At 65.1% G+C, this 17,396-nt stretch carries 15 protein-coding genes; 9 read left to right on the top strand and 6 right to left on the bottom strand.

Annotation, left to right across the window (positions count from 1 at the left end):
* Positions 1-69 precede the first annotated feature (69 nt).
* The 3 genes from leuB (at position 70) to N6L26_RS06535 (ending at position 2,794) form a co-directional block, all read left to right on the top strand.
* Positions 70-1,137 carry a 3-isopropylmalate dehydrogenase gene (gene leuB, locus N6L26_RS06545; protein WP_263604816.1) on the top strand — a complete coding sequence of 356 codons (1,068 nt, stop codon included), beginning with the start codon at positions 70-72 and terminating at the stop codon, positions 1,135-1,137.
* Between the two features lie 26 nt (positions 1,138-1,163).
* Positions 1,164-2,324, top strand: coding sequence for a glycosyltransferase (locus N6L26_RS06540; protein WP_412071314.1), 1,161 nt, complete (start codon positions 1,164-1,166; stop codon positions 2,322-2,324).
* 164 nt (positions 2,325-2,488) lie between these two features.
* The gene (locus N6L26_RS06535; protein ID WP_263604815.1) at positions 2,489-2,794 is read left to right on the top strand and encodes a GIY-YIG nuclease family protein; all 306 of its coding nucleotides are present in this window, start codon (positions 2,489-2,491) and stop codon (positions 2,792-2,794) included.
* A 124-nt stretch (positions 2,795-2,918) separates the two neighbouring features.
* Here N6L26_RS06535 and N6L26_RS06530 read toward each other — a convergent pair whose 3' ends face one another.
* A complete protein-coding gene (locus N6L26_RS06530) occupies positions 2,919-4,190 on the bottom strand; it encodes a phospholipid carrier-dependent glycosyltransferase (RefSeq protein ID WP_263607221.1) in 1,272 nt (423 codons plus the stop codon).
* 83 nt (positions 4,191-4,273) lie between these two features.
* On the opposite strand from N6L26_RS06530, the gene N6L26_RS06525 reads away from it, so the two are divergent.
* Positions 4,274-5,479, top strand: a complete 1,206-nt coding sequence (locus tag N6L26_RS06525; RefSeq protein WP_263607220.1) for a trans-sulfuration enzyme family protein — start codon at positions 4,274-4,276, stop codon at positions 5,477-5,479.
* On the opposite strand, the gene N6L26_RS06520 is transcribed toward N6L26_RS06525, so the two are convergent.
* On the bottom strand, positions 5,476-5,889 hold the full coding sequence (locus N6L26_RS06520; protein ID WP_263607219.1) for a DUF6628 family protein: 414 nt from the start codon (positions 5,887-5,889) through the stop codon (positions 5,476-5,478). The genes N6L26_RS06525 and N6L26_RS06520 overlap by 4 nt on opposite strands.
* Before the next feature lie 131 nt (positions 5,890-6,020).
* Positions 6,021-6,335, bottom strand: a complete 315-nt coding sequence (locus tag N6L26_RS06515) for an excalibur calcium-binding domain-containing protein (protein WP_263607218.1) — start codon at positions 6,333-6,335, stop codon at positions 6,021-6,023.
* A 53-nt stretch (positions 6,336-6,388) separates the two neighbouring features.
* Here N6L26_RS06515 and N6L26_RS06510 point away from each other — a divergent pair, with 53 nt between their 5' ends.
* The 3 genes from N6L26_RS06510 (at position 6,389) to apaG (ending at position 9,769) form a co-directional block, all read left to right on the top strand.
* Complete coding sequence (locus N6L26_RS06510; protein WP_263607216.1) at positions 6,389-7,000, top strand: 2-hydroxychromene-2-carboxylate isomerase; 612 nt, start codon at positions 6,389-6,391, stop codon at positions 6,998-7,000.
* A gap of 316 nt (positions 7,001-7,316) precedes the next feature.
* On the top strand, positions 7,317-9,278 hold the full coding sequence (locus tag N6L26_RS06505) for an alpha/beta hydrolase family protein (RefSeq protein WP_263607215.1): 1,962 nt from the start codon (positions 7,317-7,319) through the stop codon (positions 9,276-9,278).
* A 92-nt stretch (positions 9,279-9,370) separates the two neighbouring features.
* Positions 9,371-9,769 carry a Co2+/Mg2+ efflux protein ApaG gene (gene apaG, locus N6L26_RS06500; protein WP_263607263.1) on the top strand — a complete coding sequence of 133 codons (399 nt, stop codon included), beginning with the start codon at positions 9,371-9,373 and terminating at the stop codon, positions 9,767-9,769.
* A gap of 10 nt (positions 9,770-9,779) precedes the next feature.
* Here apaG and N6L26_RS06495 read toward each other — a convergent pair whose 3' ends face one another.
* The 3 genes from N6L26_RS06495 to N6L26_RS06485 are packed head-to-tail and all read right to left on the bottom strand — an operon-like array spanning position 9,780 to position 14,152.
* The gene (locus N6L26_RS06495) at positions 9,780-10,388 is read right to left on the bottom strand and encodes a DUF305 domain-containing protein (RefSeq protein ID WP_263607214.1); all 609 of its coding nucleotides are present in this window, start codon (positions 10,386-10,388) and stop codon (positions 9,780-9,782) included.
* A gap of 60 nt (positions 10,389-10,448) precedes the next feature.
* A complete protein-coding gene (locus tag N6L26_RS06490) occupies positions 10,449-11,981 on the bottom strand; it encodes a Ppx/GppA family phosphatase (protein ID WP_263607213.1) in 1,533 nt (510 codons plus the stop codon).
* On the bottom strand, positions 11,978-14,152 hold the full coding sequence (locus N6L26_RS06485) for an RNA degradosome polyphosphate kinase (protein ID WP_263607212.1): 2,175 nt from the start codon (positions 14,150-14,152) through the stop codon (positions 11,978-11,980). Before N6L26_RS06485 ends, N6L26_RS06490 begins: the two co-directional genes overlap by 4 nt.
* Before the next feature lie 260 nt (positions 14,153-14,412).
* On the opposite strand from N6L26_RS06485, the gene N6L26_RS06480 reads away from it, so the two are divergent.
* The gene (locus tag N6L26_RS06480) at positions 14,413-16,341 is read left to right on the top strand and encodes an alpha/beta hydrolase family protein (RefSeq protein ID WP_263607211.1); all 1,929 of its coding nucleotides are present in this window, start codon (positions 14,413-14,415) and stop codon (positions 16,339-16,341) included.
* Between the two features lie 86 nt (positions 16,342-16,427).
* The gene (locus N6L26_RS06475) at positions 16,428-17,225 is read left to right on the top strand and encodes a LysR family transcriptional regulator (RefSeq protein ID WP_263607210.1); all 798 of its coding nucleotides are present in this window, start codon (positions 16,428-16,430) and stop codon (positions 17,223-17,225) included.
* The last annotated feature ends 171 nt before the right edge of the window (positions 17,226-17,396 follow it).

The following is a 17,396-nucleotide window of genomic DNA, read 5'->3' as shown; positions in this document are numbered from 1 at the left end:
CCGTTGAATGCCCCGTGGGGGCGCATAGGCTCCTGCCTCCGCAGGAGCGACGAGGCTGGAGAACCACGCTTGAAAATCGCACTATTCGCCGGCGACGGCATCGGCCCCGAAGTCACCGCGCAGGCGCGGCGCGTGCTCGAAACGCTGGACCTGCCCGGGCTGACGCTGTTCGAAGGTGATGTCGGCGCCGCTGCCTATCGCCGCCACGGCCACCCGCTGCCGCAAGAAACGCTCGACATGGCGCGCGCCGCCGATGCAGTGCTGTTCGGCGCGGTGGGCGATTTTTCCTGCGACGATCTGCCGCGCGACCTGCGCCCCGAACAGGCGATCCTCGGCCTGCGCAGCGAACTCGGCCTGTTCGCCAATCTGCGCCCCGCGGCGGGCTTCCCCGGGCTCGAACACCTCTCCTCGCTCAAGCCCGATGTCGCGCGCAGCATCGATTTGCTGGTGGTGCGCGAATTGAACGGCGATGTGTATTTCGGTGCCAAGGGCGAGCGCGACAGCAAGGGCGGGCGCGAGGGCTGGGACACCATGTCCTATAACGAGGCCGAGGTCCGCCGGATCGCGCACAGCGCGTTTCGCGCGGCGATGGGGCGCGGCAAGAAACTGACCAGCGTCGACAAGGCCAATGTGCTCGAAACGAGCCGCATCTGGCGCGAGACGGTGATCGCCGTCGCCGCCGAATATCCCGAGGTCGAGCTCGACCATATGTATGTCGACAATGCCGCGATGCAGCTGGTCAAATCGCCCGGCCAGTTCGACACCATCGTCACCGGAAACCTGTTTGGCGATATCCTGTCCGACCAGGCCAGCGCCTGCGTCGGTTCGATCGGGCTGCTCGCCAGCGCCAGCCTGGGTGAACGGCAGACCGAATACGGCACATTCGGGCTCTACGAGCCAATCCACGGCAGCGCGCCCGATATTGCGGGGCAGGGCAAGGCCAACCCCGTCGCGGCGGTGCTCAGTCTCGCCATGCTGCTGCGACACTCGCTCGGCCGCGAAGCCGAAGCGCTGCGGATCGAACGCGCGGTCGAGGAGATCCTGGCCGACGGCGTCTTCGGCAGCGACCTTGGCGGGACCGCCTCGACCGACGAAGTGGGCGATGCGATTGTTAGGAAGATTGTAACCACATCTTGAGGATTGCGGCATAACCGGGTCATGCAATGGATATGACACCGCAGACGCAGCCTTCCGTGGCCGATCCCACCTCCGCCGCCAACCCGGCCGGTGCCGGCACGCTAGACCTGGCGATCATCCTGCCGACGCTCAACGAGCGCGACAATCTCGCGCCGCTGGTCGAACGGATCGAAGGCGCGCTGGGCAAGACCGGCTGGGAAGTGCTGGTCGTCGACGATAATTCTTCCGATGGCACCAGCGACGAGGCACGGCGACTGTCGCTTTCCGACCCGCGCGTGCGCGTGCTCCAGCGGATCGGCCGTCGCGGCCTGTCGAGCGCGGCGATCGAGGGCTTCTGCGCCACCGCCGCACCCTATGTCGCGGTGATGGATGCCGATCACCAGCACGATCCCAAGCTGCTGGTCGACATGCTCGCCAGCGTGAAAGCGGGCGAGGCGGATGTCGCCGTCGCCAGCCGCTTCGCCGAGGGCGCGAGCATGGAGGAATGGGGCCGCCCCGACCGCGAAAAGCTGTCGAGCGCCGCCAACATGCTCGCGCGCAAGCTCACCGGGGTCGATCTCAGCGACCCGATGAGCGGGTTCTTCCTGCTGCCCAGCGCCACCGCGCGGCGGCTGGTGCCCAATCTCTCGGGCATCGGCTTCAAGATCCTGCTCGACCTGCTCGCCACTTCCGAAACACCGCTCAAGGTGAAGGATTTCCCGATGAATTTCTCCGCCCGCCGCTCCGGCGAAAGCAAGCTCGACCGCGCGATCGCGCTCGATTTCCTCGCCGGTCTCTACGACAAGAGCTTCGGCCGGATCATCCCGACGCGCTTCGCGCTGTTCGGCACGGTCGGGGTCATCGGCATCGGCGTGCACATGGCGATCCTCTATGCCTTCCTGCTGGTGGCAGGGACGAGCTTCAGCTGGAGCCAGGCGGTCGCGACCTTCGGGGCGATGACCTTCAATTTCTGGCTCAACAATTTCCTCACCTACCGCGACCGCCGCCTGAAGGAACCCAACCGGGTGTTTTGGGGCTGGGTCAGCTTCATCGCCGCCTGTTCGATCGGCGCCTTCGCCAATGTCGCGGTGGCCACCACGCTCAACGACCGCGGCCTCCACGAAGTGCTCGCCGCGCTGGTCGGCATCGGCATCGGTTCGGTCTGGAACTACGCCCTGTCGAGCCGCTTCGTCTGGGGTCGGTATTGAGGGATAGCTTGCCGCTAGTAAGCGCCTGATAGCCCTGGATTGCCACGGAGCCTGTGGCTCCTCGCAATGACTGGCGATCAGAACGCAGTCATTGCGAGGAGCGTAGCGACGCGGCAATCCAATCCGCGCAAACCGCCGCCGCGCCGATATGCTAAAGCGTGGGCATGGCCTATCGCGAGGACTTCCAGCCGGCGGTGTACATCATGGCGAACCGCCGCAACGGAACGCTTTATACCGGCGTCACCTCGGACCTGCTGCAACGCGCATGGCAGCATCGGGAAGGCATCGGGCAGGGTTTCGCCGCTCGGTATGGCTGCAAACTGCTGGTCTGGTACGAATGGCACGATCATATCGAGCTGGCGATCTTGCGCGAGAAACAGCTCAAGGCTGGGTCGCGCAAGCGCAAGCTGACGCTGATCGAAGCGCTCAATCCGACTTGGCGGGATCTCTATGGGAACATCGCGGTATAGCCCTGGATTGCGTCGTCGCTGCGCTCCTCGCAATGACTTCTCGCAGGGGTGACCCTCTCAGTATCCCAGTCATTGCGAGGAGCCGCAGGCGACGCGGCAATCCAGCAAGCGCACCGCCACCTTCCTACCGCCAGCTTTCCAGCCAGGTCCACACCGCGAAGCTGTCGGGGCCCACCAGCGGGGCGCCGCTGATGATCGGGTAGAACCACGCGAACACCAGCACGCTGCCCGCCAGCGGGGCGAGCGCGCTCTTGCGCCAGCCGTTCCGCCACAACGCATCGCACACCAGCGCCAGCGCGGCGAGCAGCGCCATGCTGGGCAGCGCATAGTGATAATAGAATTGCACCGGCTTGCTCGCCACGATCCAGAATCCCAGGCTCACCGCATAGACCAGCGCCACCGCCAGCGCGGTCCAGTGGCGGCGCAGCACGCCGTGCCAGGCGCACCACGCCAGCGCGGGCAGGCCGAGCAGCATCGTCAGCGGATTGCCGATCAGCATGATGCCGCGCTGCACCCCCGCGACCGGTTCGTAGAGATACCAGATCGAGCGCGCATTGAGCACCCATTGCTCCCAGGTCGACTGGTAGGGATGCGCCTTGAGCACCTGTTCCTGCTGCGACAGCATGAACTGGTGGTGGAACACGAGCCCTTCCGAAATCGGGTGGACGCGGAAGAAAAAGCCGGGCGCGAAGCTAGCCGCATAGACCGCCAGCGGCACCGCGCCGAGCCAGAGCGCGGCCTCGACCAGCGTGATCCCGGGCACGGGCGCGCCGCGGCGGCTGAAGAACAGACGGCGGCGGCCCGCCAGCGCGCGCGCGGCGAGAAAGGCCAGCCCCGGCAGCATCGCCACTGCCAGCGCGTTCCACTTCGCCCCCATTGCCAGCCCCAGCGTCATGCCGGTGAGCACCAGCCGCCAGCGGCCTTCCTCGGGCTGGCGGATCGCCGCGGCGAATTGCCAGGCGGCAAGGCTGAGGAAGGCGAGGTAGAAGATGTCCAGCATCGCGATGCGCGCATGGATGAACAGGTGGAAGCCGGTCGCGAGCAGCAGGCCGTAAGCCAGCGTGGCGAAGCGGCTGTGCGTGCCGAACCACAATGCGCGCATCCCCGCGAAGAGCGCCAGCGCGCCGAACAGTGTCGGCAGCAGACGCCAGCCCCACGGATTGTCGCCGAACAGCGCAATCCCCAGCGCGATCAGCTCCTTGCCGACCAGTGGATGCTCGCGATTGGTGAACTCGCCCAGTGCCAGCAGCTCGCGCGCGGCGGGGAGATAGTGGACCTCGTCGAAATAGGGATGCGCGACCACCGTCAGATGCGGCAGGCACGCGACCCAGAACGCCACCGCCAGTGCCGCGCACCAGCCGATCGGATCCTTGGGTTGCTGGGGGGCGCGGCTCATGGGGGGCCGATTAAGCGAGCGTTTGCAAGGATACAACAGCCATTGCTTGCCGTTATCCCGAGGCCTGCCTAGACGCTGCGAGCATGAAGAAGACCACCGGCACCGACCGCTCGATCACCGGCACGTGGCGGCCCGCGACGCAGGCCGTGCGCGGGGGCACCTGGCGTAGCGAGCATGGCGAGACCAGCGAAGCGCTGTTCCTCACCAGCGGCTATAGCTATGACGACGCGCAGACCGTCGCCGACCGCTTCGCGGGCGAGGCTGCGGGGATGACCTATTCGCGCCTCCAGAACCCGACCGTCGCCATGCTCGAGGAACGCATCGCGCTGATGGAAGGCGCAGAGGCGTGCCGTGCGCAGGCCAGCGGGATGGCGGCGATGACCGCGGCGCTCCTGTGCCAGCTATCGGCGGGCGACCATGTGGTCGGCGCGCGCGCGGCCTTCGGCTCGTGCCGCTGGCTGCTCGACCATTTGCTGCCGCGCTTCGGGATCGAAACCACGGTAATCGACAGCGCCGACGATGATGCGTGGGAAGCCGCGATCCGGCCCAATACCAAGGTTTTCTTCTTCGAAACTCCCGCCAATCCCACGCTCGACATTGTCGATCTGGCGCATGTTTGCGGTATCGCCAAGGCGCATGGCATCGTCACCGTGGTCGACAACGCCTTTGCCACCAGCGCGCTGCAACGGCCGCTCGATTTCGGCGCCGACGTGGTGGCCTATTCGGCGACCAAGCTGATGGACGGGCAGGGCCGGGTGCTCGCGGGCGCGGTATGCGGGTCGCAGCAATGGGTGGACGAGGTGTTGCTGCCGTTCCAGCGCAACACCGGGCCCAATATAGCGCCCTTCAATGCCTGGGTGGTGCACAAGGGGCTCGAGACGCTCGACCTGCGCGCACGCCGGCAGAGCGAGAATGCGCTCGACCTCGGCCAATTCATCGAACCGCGCGTGCCCAGGCTGCTTCATCCCGGCCTGCCCAGCCACCCGCGCCACGAACTCGCGATGCAGCAGATGGTCGCCACCGGGCCGATCTTCGCGCTCGACGTGGGCGACCGCGCGACTGCCTTCGCGCTGCTCGACGCGCTCGAGCTGGTCGATATCTCGAACAATATTGGCGATACGCGCAGCCTGATGTGCCACCCGGCGAGCACGACGCATGCGGGCATGACGCAGGAGGCGCGCGACGAGATGGGCGTGACCGAAGGGCTGCTGCGGATCAATGTCGGCCTCGAAGACGTCGAGGACGTCAAGGAAGACCTCGACCGCGCACTGGCCGCCGCGGGGCTTTAACGCCGCCAGTCGTTGCGGGTCGCGATCCGCTCCAGCTCGTCGCCCAGCGCATGCGCGGTGGTCATCGCGATGGCGCATGCGGCATCGTCGGTCAGCACGCCGTGAATATCGAGCCCGCCGCCGCCGATCATCGCCATCAGCAGCCCTTCGTCGCGTGTCATCCCCGCCGCGCAGCACGGCGCGAGCAGGATCTTGCGGCGCGAGGTCCGTGCAAGATCGACCACCAGCGCGCGGGCGAGCACCAGCAGGCGGCGGAACTCGGTGCCCCCTGCATCGAGCGCCAGCATCGTCGCGCGCGCATCGTGCAGCCCGTGCCCGGCCAACCGGCGGACAAGGACCAGCGCAAGCGTCTGGTGCCGCCGGGCGGGGAGGGGGAGGTCGAGAGTGGTCGAATCGTGCGAATGGGCCATGCCGTCTCCTTTGCAGACCCACATGGTATGCTAATGCAAATCATTCGCAACCCTGAATGCACGCGCTTGTCCCCATATTCCGCGCGGGCAGGGGGGCGTCGTCAGGGGGCGGGGGGGCTGGAGCCCGGCCACTAACGCCCGCGATAGGGTTCGCAGGCGACCCCGTCATTGTCGCGGTCCAGCGCGGGCCGGTAACCGGGCTGCCCGCGATAGATCGGGGCAGCGCCCGCCTGCCGCGCCGCAGTGCAATTGGGGAAGTAGACGGCGCCCTGCAATTGCGCGGTCGGCGCGGGCTGCGTGGTGCGGCGGTTGCGGTGGCAGTGGTACTCGCCCGTCTTGCGGTTGTTGTGGCAGCCCTCGGCATTGAGCCCGCCGGGATGCGCGAGCACCGGCAGCGGCGGGCTGGCAAGCAGCGCCAGTGGGAGGAGCAGGACGAAGCGTTTCATTCTCGCATCCATACCACCAAACGGTTACCGCATGAAAAAGAGAGAGGCCCCGCATGACCAAGACGCTGGAATTCATTTTCGATCTCGCCGCGCCGAACGCCTATCTGGCTTGGTACCCGCTCAAGCCGATTATCGCGCGCACCGGGGCGCAACTGGCGGTGACCCCGGTGTTCCTCGGCGGGATGCACAAGCTCACCGGCAATGCGCCGCCGATGATGCGGGATGCCGATGTGAAGGGCAAGGTTCCCTATGCCGCGCTCGAGTTTCAGCGCTTCCTCGACCGGCATGGCATGGACGAGTTCCGGATGCACCCCGCGCTGCCGTTCAATTCGATCCTGCTCCAGCGCGTGCTGGTGGCCGCATCCGATGAAGCCGAACGCCAGGCGCTGGTCGAGGCGCTGCTTCCCGCGGTGTGGGAGCGCAACATCGATTGCAGCGATGCCGAAGTGGTCGGGGCCGAACTGGCGGCGGCCGGGTTCGACGCGCAGCGCCTGCTCTCCGCTGCGCAGGATCCCGACGTGAAAGCGAAGCTGGCGGCCAATACCGAAGCCGCGGTCGCGCGCGGCGCCTTCGGCATCCCGACCTTCTTCGTCGATGACGAGATGTGGTTCGGCAAGGAACGCCTCGACCAGATCGAGGAGTATCTCGGCGGCGGCAAGCCCTAGATCGAAAGGTAGAGCATTGCGGGAAGCGGCGAACACAGCACCATCGCGGCAAGCGAATCGCCGCCCTGATCGCGCACGAGGCGCCTGATGAATGCGAACAGCATATTCCGACTCCCCCGTCGTGAATCCAACCCGTCGATCGCGTGACCCGAATGACTCCGACAAAGAATAGGTGCGACCCGTTTGCGCCTTGTGCAGCACCTCCCTTGGGAAAGTCTCACCAGTCCCGGTAAACCGAAATTAACCCGATCCCGTGCTTGCCAGTCTCCGCGGACTGTTTAAGTCTCATGGTCAGGGGAATTACTTCGGGGGGCGCATGTCTCGTTTTTCGGTATTCGCAGCGCTGTGTGCTTTGTCCGTGGTCGGCGCACCTGCCGTTCTTGCGCAGAAGGCCGCACCGGCCACCGCCACTAGCCCGGAGGACACGCGCCCGCCGCTGATTCCGACGCGCTCCTTCGCTTCGCGTAGTGCGTTTTCCGCGATCCATCTGTCACCCGACGGCAAGGCCATCGTCACACACATCTCTGCTTCGCGGGGCAAGTTTCTGGCGGTGCTCGACGCAGCCGACCATTCGCTGCAGCGGCGTTACGCGCTCAACGATGACGATGACGTCGAATGGGTTCGCTGGGCGGGCAACGACAAATTGCTCGTTTCGCTGTCCACCCTGGGTAGGTTCTTCGGCGACGAGGTGCGTTACACGCGGTTGCTCCTGCTCGACCTGGCGGCGGGGACCTCGGACATCCTCGGTAATGACGAACCCGTCGTCGAAGGCGACGACGTGATCTTCATCGCCGAGGACGGCAGCTATGCGCTGGTTTCGGTCCAGAAGAACGTTCGCGCTTATCCCTCGGTCTACCGGTACGAACTGGCGGCGGGGGGCAAACGGTGGAGGGTACAGGACCCGCGTCCCGGGGTGTGGTCCTGGCATGCCGATCGCAATGGTGTCGTCCGCCTGGGTATGGGCTGGCGTCGCGGCCGGTTGCGGATCTACTATCGGTCGGGCCCCGATGCGGACTTGCGGCTGATCGAGAAGCTCAAGGCCGACGAAATCGAGGACAAGTTCTGGGATGTCGTGCAGATCGTTAGCGGGTCGGATCACGGCCATGTCCTGCATGAAGGCCCGAGCGGCAGGGTCGGGCTGTATATTTTCGATCTGTCCACCCGCGAGCCAGTGGACCTGGTTTACGAACATCCCGAGCATGACGTGGAAAGGGTGCTGTTTCGCGACGGCAAGCCTGTCGGTGTCTTCTTCACCGATGTTCGCGATCGCGCGCACTGGCTCGATCAGGGCTATGCCGAGACCTATGCGCAGCTCGAACGGTCGCTGACCCAAAACGAGATATGGGTCATTTCGCGCGCGAAGGACAATTCGCGGATGCTCGTGCGAGCGGGGAGCGAGGCCGATCCCGGGCTCATCTACAATTACGATGTCACCGGCAAACGCATGGAAGTGCTGGTCGAGATGCGCCCCGAGATCGACATTACACATCTCGCAGTGCCCAAACCGATTGCCTATACCGCGCGCGACGGCACGCGCATCCACGGTTACCTCACGCTCCCCCGGGGACGCGAGGCCAGCGGCTTGCCGCTCATTATCCTGCCGCACGGCGGTCCCTACGGCATTCGCGACAAGCTTGATTATGACGACAAGGTGCAATTGCTCGCCAACCGCGGATATGCGGTGTTGCAGCCCAATTTTCGCGGATCGGGCGGTTATGGGCAGGATTTCTACGATCTCGGCGTCGGCCAGATCGGTCGCGGCATGCAGGACGATCTCGACGACGGGATGGATTGGGCTGTCGCGCGGGGCATTGCCGACCCGGCGCGGGTTTGCGTGGTGGGCGGATCCTATGGCGGCTATGCCGCGCTATGGGCGGTCATCCGCAATCCCGAACGGTACCGCTGTGCCGCCAGTTTTGCCGGAGTGACCGACTGGAACCTGATCCTCAAATACGATCGGCGGTTCTTCACGCGTGAGGCTCGCCTCAGATGGCGCCAGCGCGTCGAGGGGGAAGAGGAATTCGATCTCGACGACGTGTCGCCTTATCGCCACGCCGAGACGCTCAACCGCCCGGTACTGATCGCGCAGGGCAAGAAGGACGATCGCGTCCCTTGGTCGCAGTTCCGCAAGTTCACTCGCGCTGCGCGCAAGGCGCCTGTGGCACCGGTGGAACTGGTGTTCGACGAGGAAGGGCATTCTTTCGACGAGCCCGAAAACGAGCAGCGATGGCTCGATCAGCTCGTCGCTTTCCTCGCCCGGCATAATCCCGCCGACTGAGCCCGGTCGCGCATTGGTCGCAAAGCGCGGCATGGGAAAATTTCGTGCGTTTCCTTGCGCGGGGCGGTGGGGACGCTAGATTGTATCCCGTGATCAAAGAACTCTTCCAGCATGCCGCCATGACCGACGGGATTACCGTCCGCGTCGCGGTGAACTTCCTGCCCGAGCAATCGCGCCCGGAAGCGGGCAAGTGGTTCTGGGTCTATCACATCCGCATCGAAAACGGCTCGCACGAACGCGTCCAGCTGATGACGCGTCACTGGCGGATCACCGATGGCACGGGCATGGTCAGCCATGTCGATGGCGATGGCGTGGTCGGCGAACAGCCGGTGCTGATGCCGGGGCAGAGCCACGACTATGTCTCAGGCTGTCCGCTCGATACGCCGCATGGCTCGATGGAAGGCTTCTACACCTTCAATGCCGAAGACGGCTCGCCGATCGAAGTGCGCATCCCCTTCTTCCCGCTCGCAGCGCCCGCCACGGCGAACTGAACTGCCCGGGCTAACGCCCCGGGTCGAGTTCCTCTTCCACCTCCGCAGTCACCGGGCGCTCGAGCGAAGCCTTCGCCTCGGCCTCGAGCTGGGGCGTCAGAGCCGCTGTGCGCGGGGGAAGGGCAGTGCCGTCACCCAATTCGCCATTGGCCTCGATATCCGCCAGCAGCAGCTTCATCTCGGTAATTTCCTTCACCTGCGCCTCGATGATCTCATCGGCGAGCGCACGCACCCGCGGATCGCTGATTTCGGCGCGCTCGCTGGTAAGGATCGCGATCGAGTGATGCGGGATCATGGCCTTCATCCAGGCCTCGTCCTCGACCGTCTGCTGGCTGCGGACAAGGAACAGGAACAGGATGAAACCCGCGCCCGCCAGCCCCATGACGGCAAGCTTGGCGGCAAGGCTCTTGTACATGCCCCACATGAAGCCGAGCATGATGACGATCATCGCCATGCCCATCATCAGCGCCATCCACATGCGGGTCTGGCTGAAGAAGGCGTGGTCCGCTTCCCACAGCGCGGAGTATTTGAGCACGAACATGGTCACGATCGACGTCGCGATCATGGCGAAGAAGGTGGGCCATTTGCCGTGATGGCCGCCGCTGTGTTCACTATCCATCGATTTTCCCCTTGTCAGGGGAGCCAATGAGCGAGCGACGGGCGTCGTTCCGAACGAAGCCTAGTCTTCTTCCTGGTCCTCGCCGGCGCCGGAGAAGTTGAAGCTCCCGATCTTGATCTTGGGCTTGAGGCCCAGCCACTCGGCGAGGTTCTCGAAATCCTGCGTCGCGGGGTAATTGGCCAGCGCGGCGCGGCTTTCGTCAAGCCGCAGGATCAGGCTCTTCTTCTTGCGGCGTAGCGCGCTGGTGGTGAGCGAGACGCGGCTGCCCCCGCCGAGCCGCCGGGCCAGACGGTAGCCCAGACCCCAGGTCACACCCTCGTGCAGATCGGCATCGCTGGCGAGCACGCGCAGCTTGTCGGGCAATTGGGTGCGGCCGAGGCTGCCGAACAGCGCGGCGCAGATCATCGCGCGGCCGCGCGCGTCGAGATCGATCCAGCGTTTGCCCAGTGCCCATTCGATCGCATGGCTCTCGCGCAGATTGGGTTCGACCCGGTGGAGCGCGCCCGACAATTGCGCCGCGGCGAGCCGGAGGCGTTCGTTGAGCTTGCCGTCGCCTTCGGTCAGGTCGACCGTCCACGCCGCCAGCAGCGTCGCCTCCGTGATCGAGGAATCGCGCGGAGCGGCATAGGCGGTCACTCCGGCGAGCAGCGGATCGGCCTTCATCTGCGCGGGTTCGAGCCGGCTGTAGAGTAGGCCTTCGCGGATGCCCCATGACGAGAACACCAGCTCGTCGGGCTCGATCCGGTCGAGCAGCGGGCGCAGCAGCGCCGCGGCATCGGGCAGGTAATGCGCGCGCATCGGGCTGATCCCGCTGATTTCGCGCAGCTTGTCGGGATCGGCAGCGACCAGTTCGCCGGCCAGCCGCCGCGCATCGTCGGGCAGCAGGGTGAAGCCGTGCGGATCGGTCAGCGGATAGTCGAAATAGCGCATCGCATAGGCCGCCAGCGCGCGCCAGGTGCCGCCGATCATGTACATCGGGCCGGGATGCTTCGCCGCCCAGCCGACCGCGGCGAGCTGTTCGTGCACCGCGGTCTCGAAAGCGTCGCCGCCGTCGCTGCGCAGCGCGGGCAGGCGCAGCGTGCCCAGCTGCAGGCTGGCCGCCTCGTGACACGCATTGTCCGCGACCGAGACCAGTTCGAGACTGCCCCCGCCAAGGTCGGCAACCACGCCGCGGGCGCCGGGGAAGGCCCCCAGCGCGCCCATTGCCGAGGCCATGGCCTCCTCCTTGCCCGTCAACAGGCGCGGCTCGAGCCCGAGCGCGGCGACCTGCTCGAGGAATTGCGCCCCGTTCTCCGCGTCGCGCGCGGCGGCGGTGGCGACCGTCTGGACGTCCTCGATCCCGAGATCGCCGATGATCAGCGCATAGCGCGCCAGCGCGGCCAGCGCTTCCTCCGCAGCCTCCTCGGGGATGCGCCCGGTCTCGGACAAATCGCGCCCGAGCCGCGCGGCGACCTTTTCGTTCCACACCACTTCGGGAGCGCGCGCAGTGCCTTCGTAGATCACCATGCGCACGGTGTTGGAGCCGATATCGATGACCGCGCGCGGGGGCTGCATCAGCCGCCGTTGCCATTTGGCCGAACGCGATGCGCTCATTGCGAGGACCCCCGCAGCGTCAGGCGCGGGACCTCATGGTCGGCGAGCGCGGCACCGCGCCCGGATAGTGATGGATTGGACATGAAATACTGGTGGCAGTTGAAGCCGCCTTCCTCCTGTCGCAAGCGATGATACTGGCCGTCGGGACCGAGCTGCCAGCTTTGTTCGGTGTCGAGAATATTGGCGAGCATGACCTGGCCCAGGACCTGGTCGTGCACGGTCTTGTTGGTGATCGGGACCATTACCTCGACGCGGCGCATCAGATTGCGGCTCATCGCGTCGGCGCTGGTCAGATAGACCTTGGCCTGGCGGCTGGGCAGCGCCTTGCCATTGGCGAAGGCCCACACGCGCGAATGTTCGAGAAAGCGGCCGATGATCGATTTGACGCGGATATTGTCCGACACGCCGGGCAGGCCGGCGCGCAAGCTGCAGATGCCGCGCACCACCATGTGGATTTCGACGCCCGCCTGGCTGGCTTCGTACAGCTTGTCGATCATCGGCTTGTAGGTCACCGAATTGAGCTTCACCCAGATGCCGGCAGGCTTGCCCGCATGGGCATTGGCGATCTCGGCGTCGATCAGCTCGAACAGCGTTTCCTGCAGCCCGATCGGCGACAGCGCGATCCGTTCGAGATCGTCGGGTTCGATATAGCCGGTGATGAAATTGAACATCTTGGCCGCGTCGCGCCCCAGCGCGGGATCGGCGGTAAAGAAGCTGAGGTCGGTGTAGATCTTGGCGTTGATCGGGTGATAATTGCCCGTCCCGAAGTGGCAATAAGTGCGGTAGCCATCCTCCTCGCGGCGCACCACCAGGCTGACCTTGGCGTGCGTCTTCCACTCGGTGAAGCCGTAGATCACCTGCACCCCGGCGCGTTCGAGCTCGCTCGCCCAGTGGATATTGCGCTCCTCGTCGAAGCGCGCCTTCAACTCGACCACCGCGGTGACCGCCTTGCCCGCCAGCGCCGCCTCGATCAGCGCGGCGATCACCGGCGACTGGTCGCCTGCACGGTAGAGCGTCTGCTTGATCGACATCACTGCCGGGTCGCGCGCCGCCTGGCGCAGGAAATCGACCACCACGTCGAAGCTTTCGAACGGGTGGTGGATGACGATATCCTTCTCGCGGATGGCGGCGAAGCAATCGCCGTCATGCTCGAGAATGCGCTCGGGATAGCGCGGGCTGAAGGGTTCGAATTTGAGGTCGGGGCGCGGCTCGTTGCAGATGACGGCCAGATCGGCGAGCCCGAGCATGCCATCGCTCTTGACGATCATCGCCTCCTCGACCTCAAGCTGTTCGCGCAAGAGCACTTCGGCGGTTTCGTCGCACTCCTCGTCGAGCTCGAGCAGCACGGTGCGCCCGCGCCGCCGCCGCTGGATCGCCGTGCGGAAGAACCGCACGAGGTCCTCGGCCTCTTCCTCGACCTCGATATCGCTGTCGCGGATGACGCGGAACACGCCGTCGCCGAGCACCTTGAAGCCGGGGAACAGCTGGCCGGCGAACCGCGTAACCAATTGCTCGATCGCGACATAGATCGCCTTTTCGCCCGGCACGCGGACGAAGCGCGGCGCGCCGCTGGGGATCAGCACCATTTCGATCAGGTCCGCCTTGCGCCGCCCGCGCTTCAGTCGGAAGATCACCCCGATCCCCTTGTTGGCGACGAAGGGGAAGGGGTGCGACGGATCGATCGCCTGCGGGGTGATCAGCGGCAGGATGTCGCTTTCGAAATATTCGCCCAGCCAGTCGAGCTGGTCCTGCGCCAGCCGGTCGATCGGGGCGAGCATGATGCCTTCGTCGAACAACGCCGTGCGCAGCGTTTCCAAGCTTTTCTGCTGGCGTTCCTCCAGCGTGAGCAACTGGTCGCGAATCGCCTCCAATTGTTGGCGCGGGCTGGCCCCGTCGATCGCCTGCGTCTCGATCCCGCGCTGGACCTGCCCCTCCAGCCCGGCAATGCGGACCATGGTGAATTCGTCGAGATTGCTCGCCGAGATCGACAGGAAGCGCAGCCGTTCCAGCAGCGGATAGCGCTCGTTCTCGCTCTCCGCGAGCACCCGGCGGTTGAACGACAGCCAGCTCAGCTCGCGATTGGTATAGCGGTCCCGGGGCGCCAGAATCGCAGGCTCCGCGGGCGTGTCGGCATCGTTTGCCGCGACGCGAGAGGGGGTTTCCGTACTCATCTGGCTACGGCTATTGGACATGGGCCTCGTTTATGTCGGCTTGGTTACATGTGGGCTATTCGCGGGCTAAAGGAAAGCACCGGGCGAAGCGAGGCTTCGGCACCTGTGCCACATAGCTGTCGAAATGGTGCCCAGCCAGCCCCCTGTGCACTTGCCCGACGGTTCGGGCGGGGTATGCTGCGATCGTTCTCAGGGGGTTTAGTGTCGTGATTAGAGGGACTTGGACCGGCTGTTTTTCAGCGCTCATCATGATGGGCGCCATGGCGACGCCGCTGGCAGCGCAGACGCCTGCCGAAGCGCCACCCGCACTCGATGCGGCAGGAAGGCCCGAACCCATTCCGGTGACCGCCTTCGCCGAGGGGTTTCAGCTGGAAGATGCTCGCCTGTCCGCCACCGGCAAGAGGCTCGCCTTCGGCCAGATCGTCGACGGGCGGTCGATGGTCCGCATTTACGACGCCGATACCCTGGCGCTCGAACGGGTGATCGACGCGGGCGATGCCGACGATTTCAACGGGTTCCGCTGGGCCGGAGACGAGCGGTTGCTGTTGTCGGTGATGAAAGAGGCTGACAACGCCAATTACTGGGCGCGCATGTCGCGGCTGTTACTGTTCGACCTCCCGACCAGCCAATTGAGCTATGTCGGCCTCAAACGCTCGCCGCTTGACGGCGATGACCTCGTCCATGTCGATCCGCAGGGCCACTTTGTCCTCTTGAACCTGCGCATCGGCGCGCAGCAGGAAGCCGAGATATGGCGTTTCCCGCTCGATGGTTCCGGGGCAGAGAATGCCCAGCGCATCCTGGATAACGAAGGCGATATCACTCGTTGGTGGGCCGATAGCGATGGCGTGATCCGGCTGGGTCGAGGGCGCACGCGCCGGGGTCATCTGATCGTCGTCTACCGGTCCGGCCCGGGCGAGGAATTCCGCCGCATGGCCAAGGTCGACTGGGACGATGAAGACGCGCTCGACAAATGGGATGCCTTCGGGCTCCAGCCGGGATCGGATATCGGCTACACGGTTTCCTCCGAGGAAGACGGCCGCCGCGTGCTGCGCGAATTCGACTATTCGACAGGAACGCTGGGAAAAGCCGTCTACGCAAATCCCGATTGGGATGTCGAGAGCGTGACCGTCAACCGCTCCGGCCGGCCGGCCTCGGTGACGATCCGCGATGATCGGCAGCGCGAGGTCTGGCTCGACCCGGATATGCAGGCGATGCAGGATGCGCTGGCGCGAGCGCTGGGCGACAAGCCCGTCCGCGTCATTTCCAAGGGCTTCGGCTCGCGCATGCTCGTGTTGCAGACCGCGTCGGACGATCCCGGAGGGCTGTATGTCTTCACGCCAGAGAAACAGCGGCTGGCCTTTTTCGCCAACCTGCGCCCGGACATTGATTTCCGTGTCCTCGCGCCGACCACAGCGCACGATATTGAGACCCGCGACGGCTTGGTAATGCGCTCCTATCTGACCCTGCCGCGCGGCAGGGAGGCGGCGGGCCTGCCGCTGATCGTCATGCCTCATGGGGGCCCCTACGGTGCGCGCGATGACATGGGATACCACGATTGGGTGCAGCTGCTCGCCAATCGCGGTTATGCCGTCCTCCAGCCAAATTTTCGCGGATCGAGCGGCTTTGGCGCGGCGTTCGAGGAAGCGGGCGATGGCGAGATCGGCCGCCGGATGCAGGACGATCTCGACGATGCGACCCGCTGGGCGATCGCCCGGGGTTATGCCGATCCTGCGCGCATCTGCCTGCTCGGTGCCAGCTATGGCGGGTACGCTGCGCTATGGGGTGTGATCCGCAATCCCGAACTCTACCGCTGCGCGGCCAGTTGGGCGGGCGTTACCGATTGGGACGCCCTGCTGCTGCATGACCGATCCTATCTCGGCCGGCGCTATTATTCCGACGAGTGGAAACCGAAAATTGTTGGTGAGGGCAAGGGGTTCGACATGAGCGATGTCTCGCCAATGGCGCAGATTCGCCGCCTTGCGCGCCCAGTCCTGCTGGCGCAGGGCAAGGACGATGCCCGGGTGCCATATGCGCAATACTATCGCCTGATCGAACAGGCCGAACGCAACGACATCGAACTCGAGACCCTGATGCTGGTGGATGGCCATTCGCTGACCAAGGAAGGGAATGCCGAGAAGCTGTTGACTGCCTTCGTGGACTTCCTGGCGCGTCATAATCCGCCGGATTGAGCCGATGCGGGCGAAGCGGTCTTTTCGCTACAGGAAACAGGACACGTCTTGTGTCCCGGCCTAGCCTTGCCTAATTCCACGCCACCATGAAGCGTACTCACCTGCCTCTCAACGCCCTGCGCGTTTACGATGCCGCCGCGCGGCATCTGTCCTTCACCCGCGCTGCGGACGAGCTGGCGGTGACGCCGGCCGCCGTGGGCCAGCAGATCCGCGCGCTCGAGGATCACCTCGGCACGGTGCTGTTCCGCCGCACCAGCAAGGGGCTCGAGCTGACGCAGGAAGGTGCCGCGGGCCTCGATGCGCTGCGCGAAGGCTTCCTCAAGTTCGAAGAAAGCGTGTCCGCGATGCAGGCGGGCCAGGCGCTCGACAGCTATACCATCGCCTGCCCGCGCGAATTCTACGCGCAATGGCTGGCGCCGCGACTGGCGCGGTTCGGCGAGAAGAACCCCGAAATCCGCTTTACCTTCGTCGCCGACGAACATGCCGATTTCACCGAGGCGAACCTCGATTGTGCGATCCGGCTGGTCGACGGACCGGGCGAATTGCAGGGGATCGAGCTCGACGAGGCGCGCCGCGTTACCGTGGCCCGGCCCGAAAGTCAGGGCGGGGCGCCCGACAAGTGGATCGACTGGGGGCTGCCGCTGCAGGATGGGGTGGCGGCGCATGTCACCGTGTCCAATGCCGGCCAGGCGCTGTCCTCGACCTTGGCGGGGCTGGGCAAGGCGATCCTGCCCGAACTGCTGGCCAAGGATTCGATCGACGCGGGCCTGCTCGAGGTGCTCGACGGCCCGCATACCGGGCAGCGCGCGTACTGGCTGGTCGCACCGACCCCGCAATGGCGGACGAAAAAGGTCAGGTCTCTTGTCGCGTTTCTTTCCGAATAATAACCCGCGTCAAACTATAAATAGATCAATCTGAAAAGAATACGAAAATAATTCATTGATTCGCATACTCTGATTTTGGTCTTTTCTTGTAGTTGATCTATTTGTTCCCCGGGCTACTAGACCCGGTTTCCTCACATGCTATACAAATTTTTGCCATTTGTTAACCATGGT

It is taken from the genome of Qipengyuania sp. SS22, from assembly GCF_025736935.1.
In the GTDB taxonomy this organism is placed as follows: Bacteria; Pseudomonadota; Alphaproteobacteria; order Sphingomonadales; family Sphingomonadaceae; genus Qipengyuania.
This window is presented reverse-complemented; position numbering and strand designations above follow the sequence as displayed.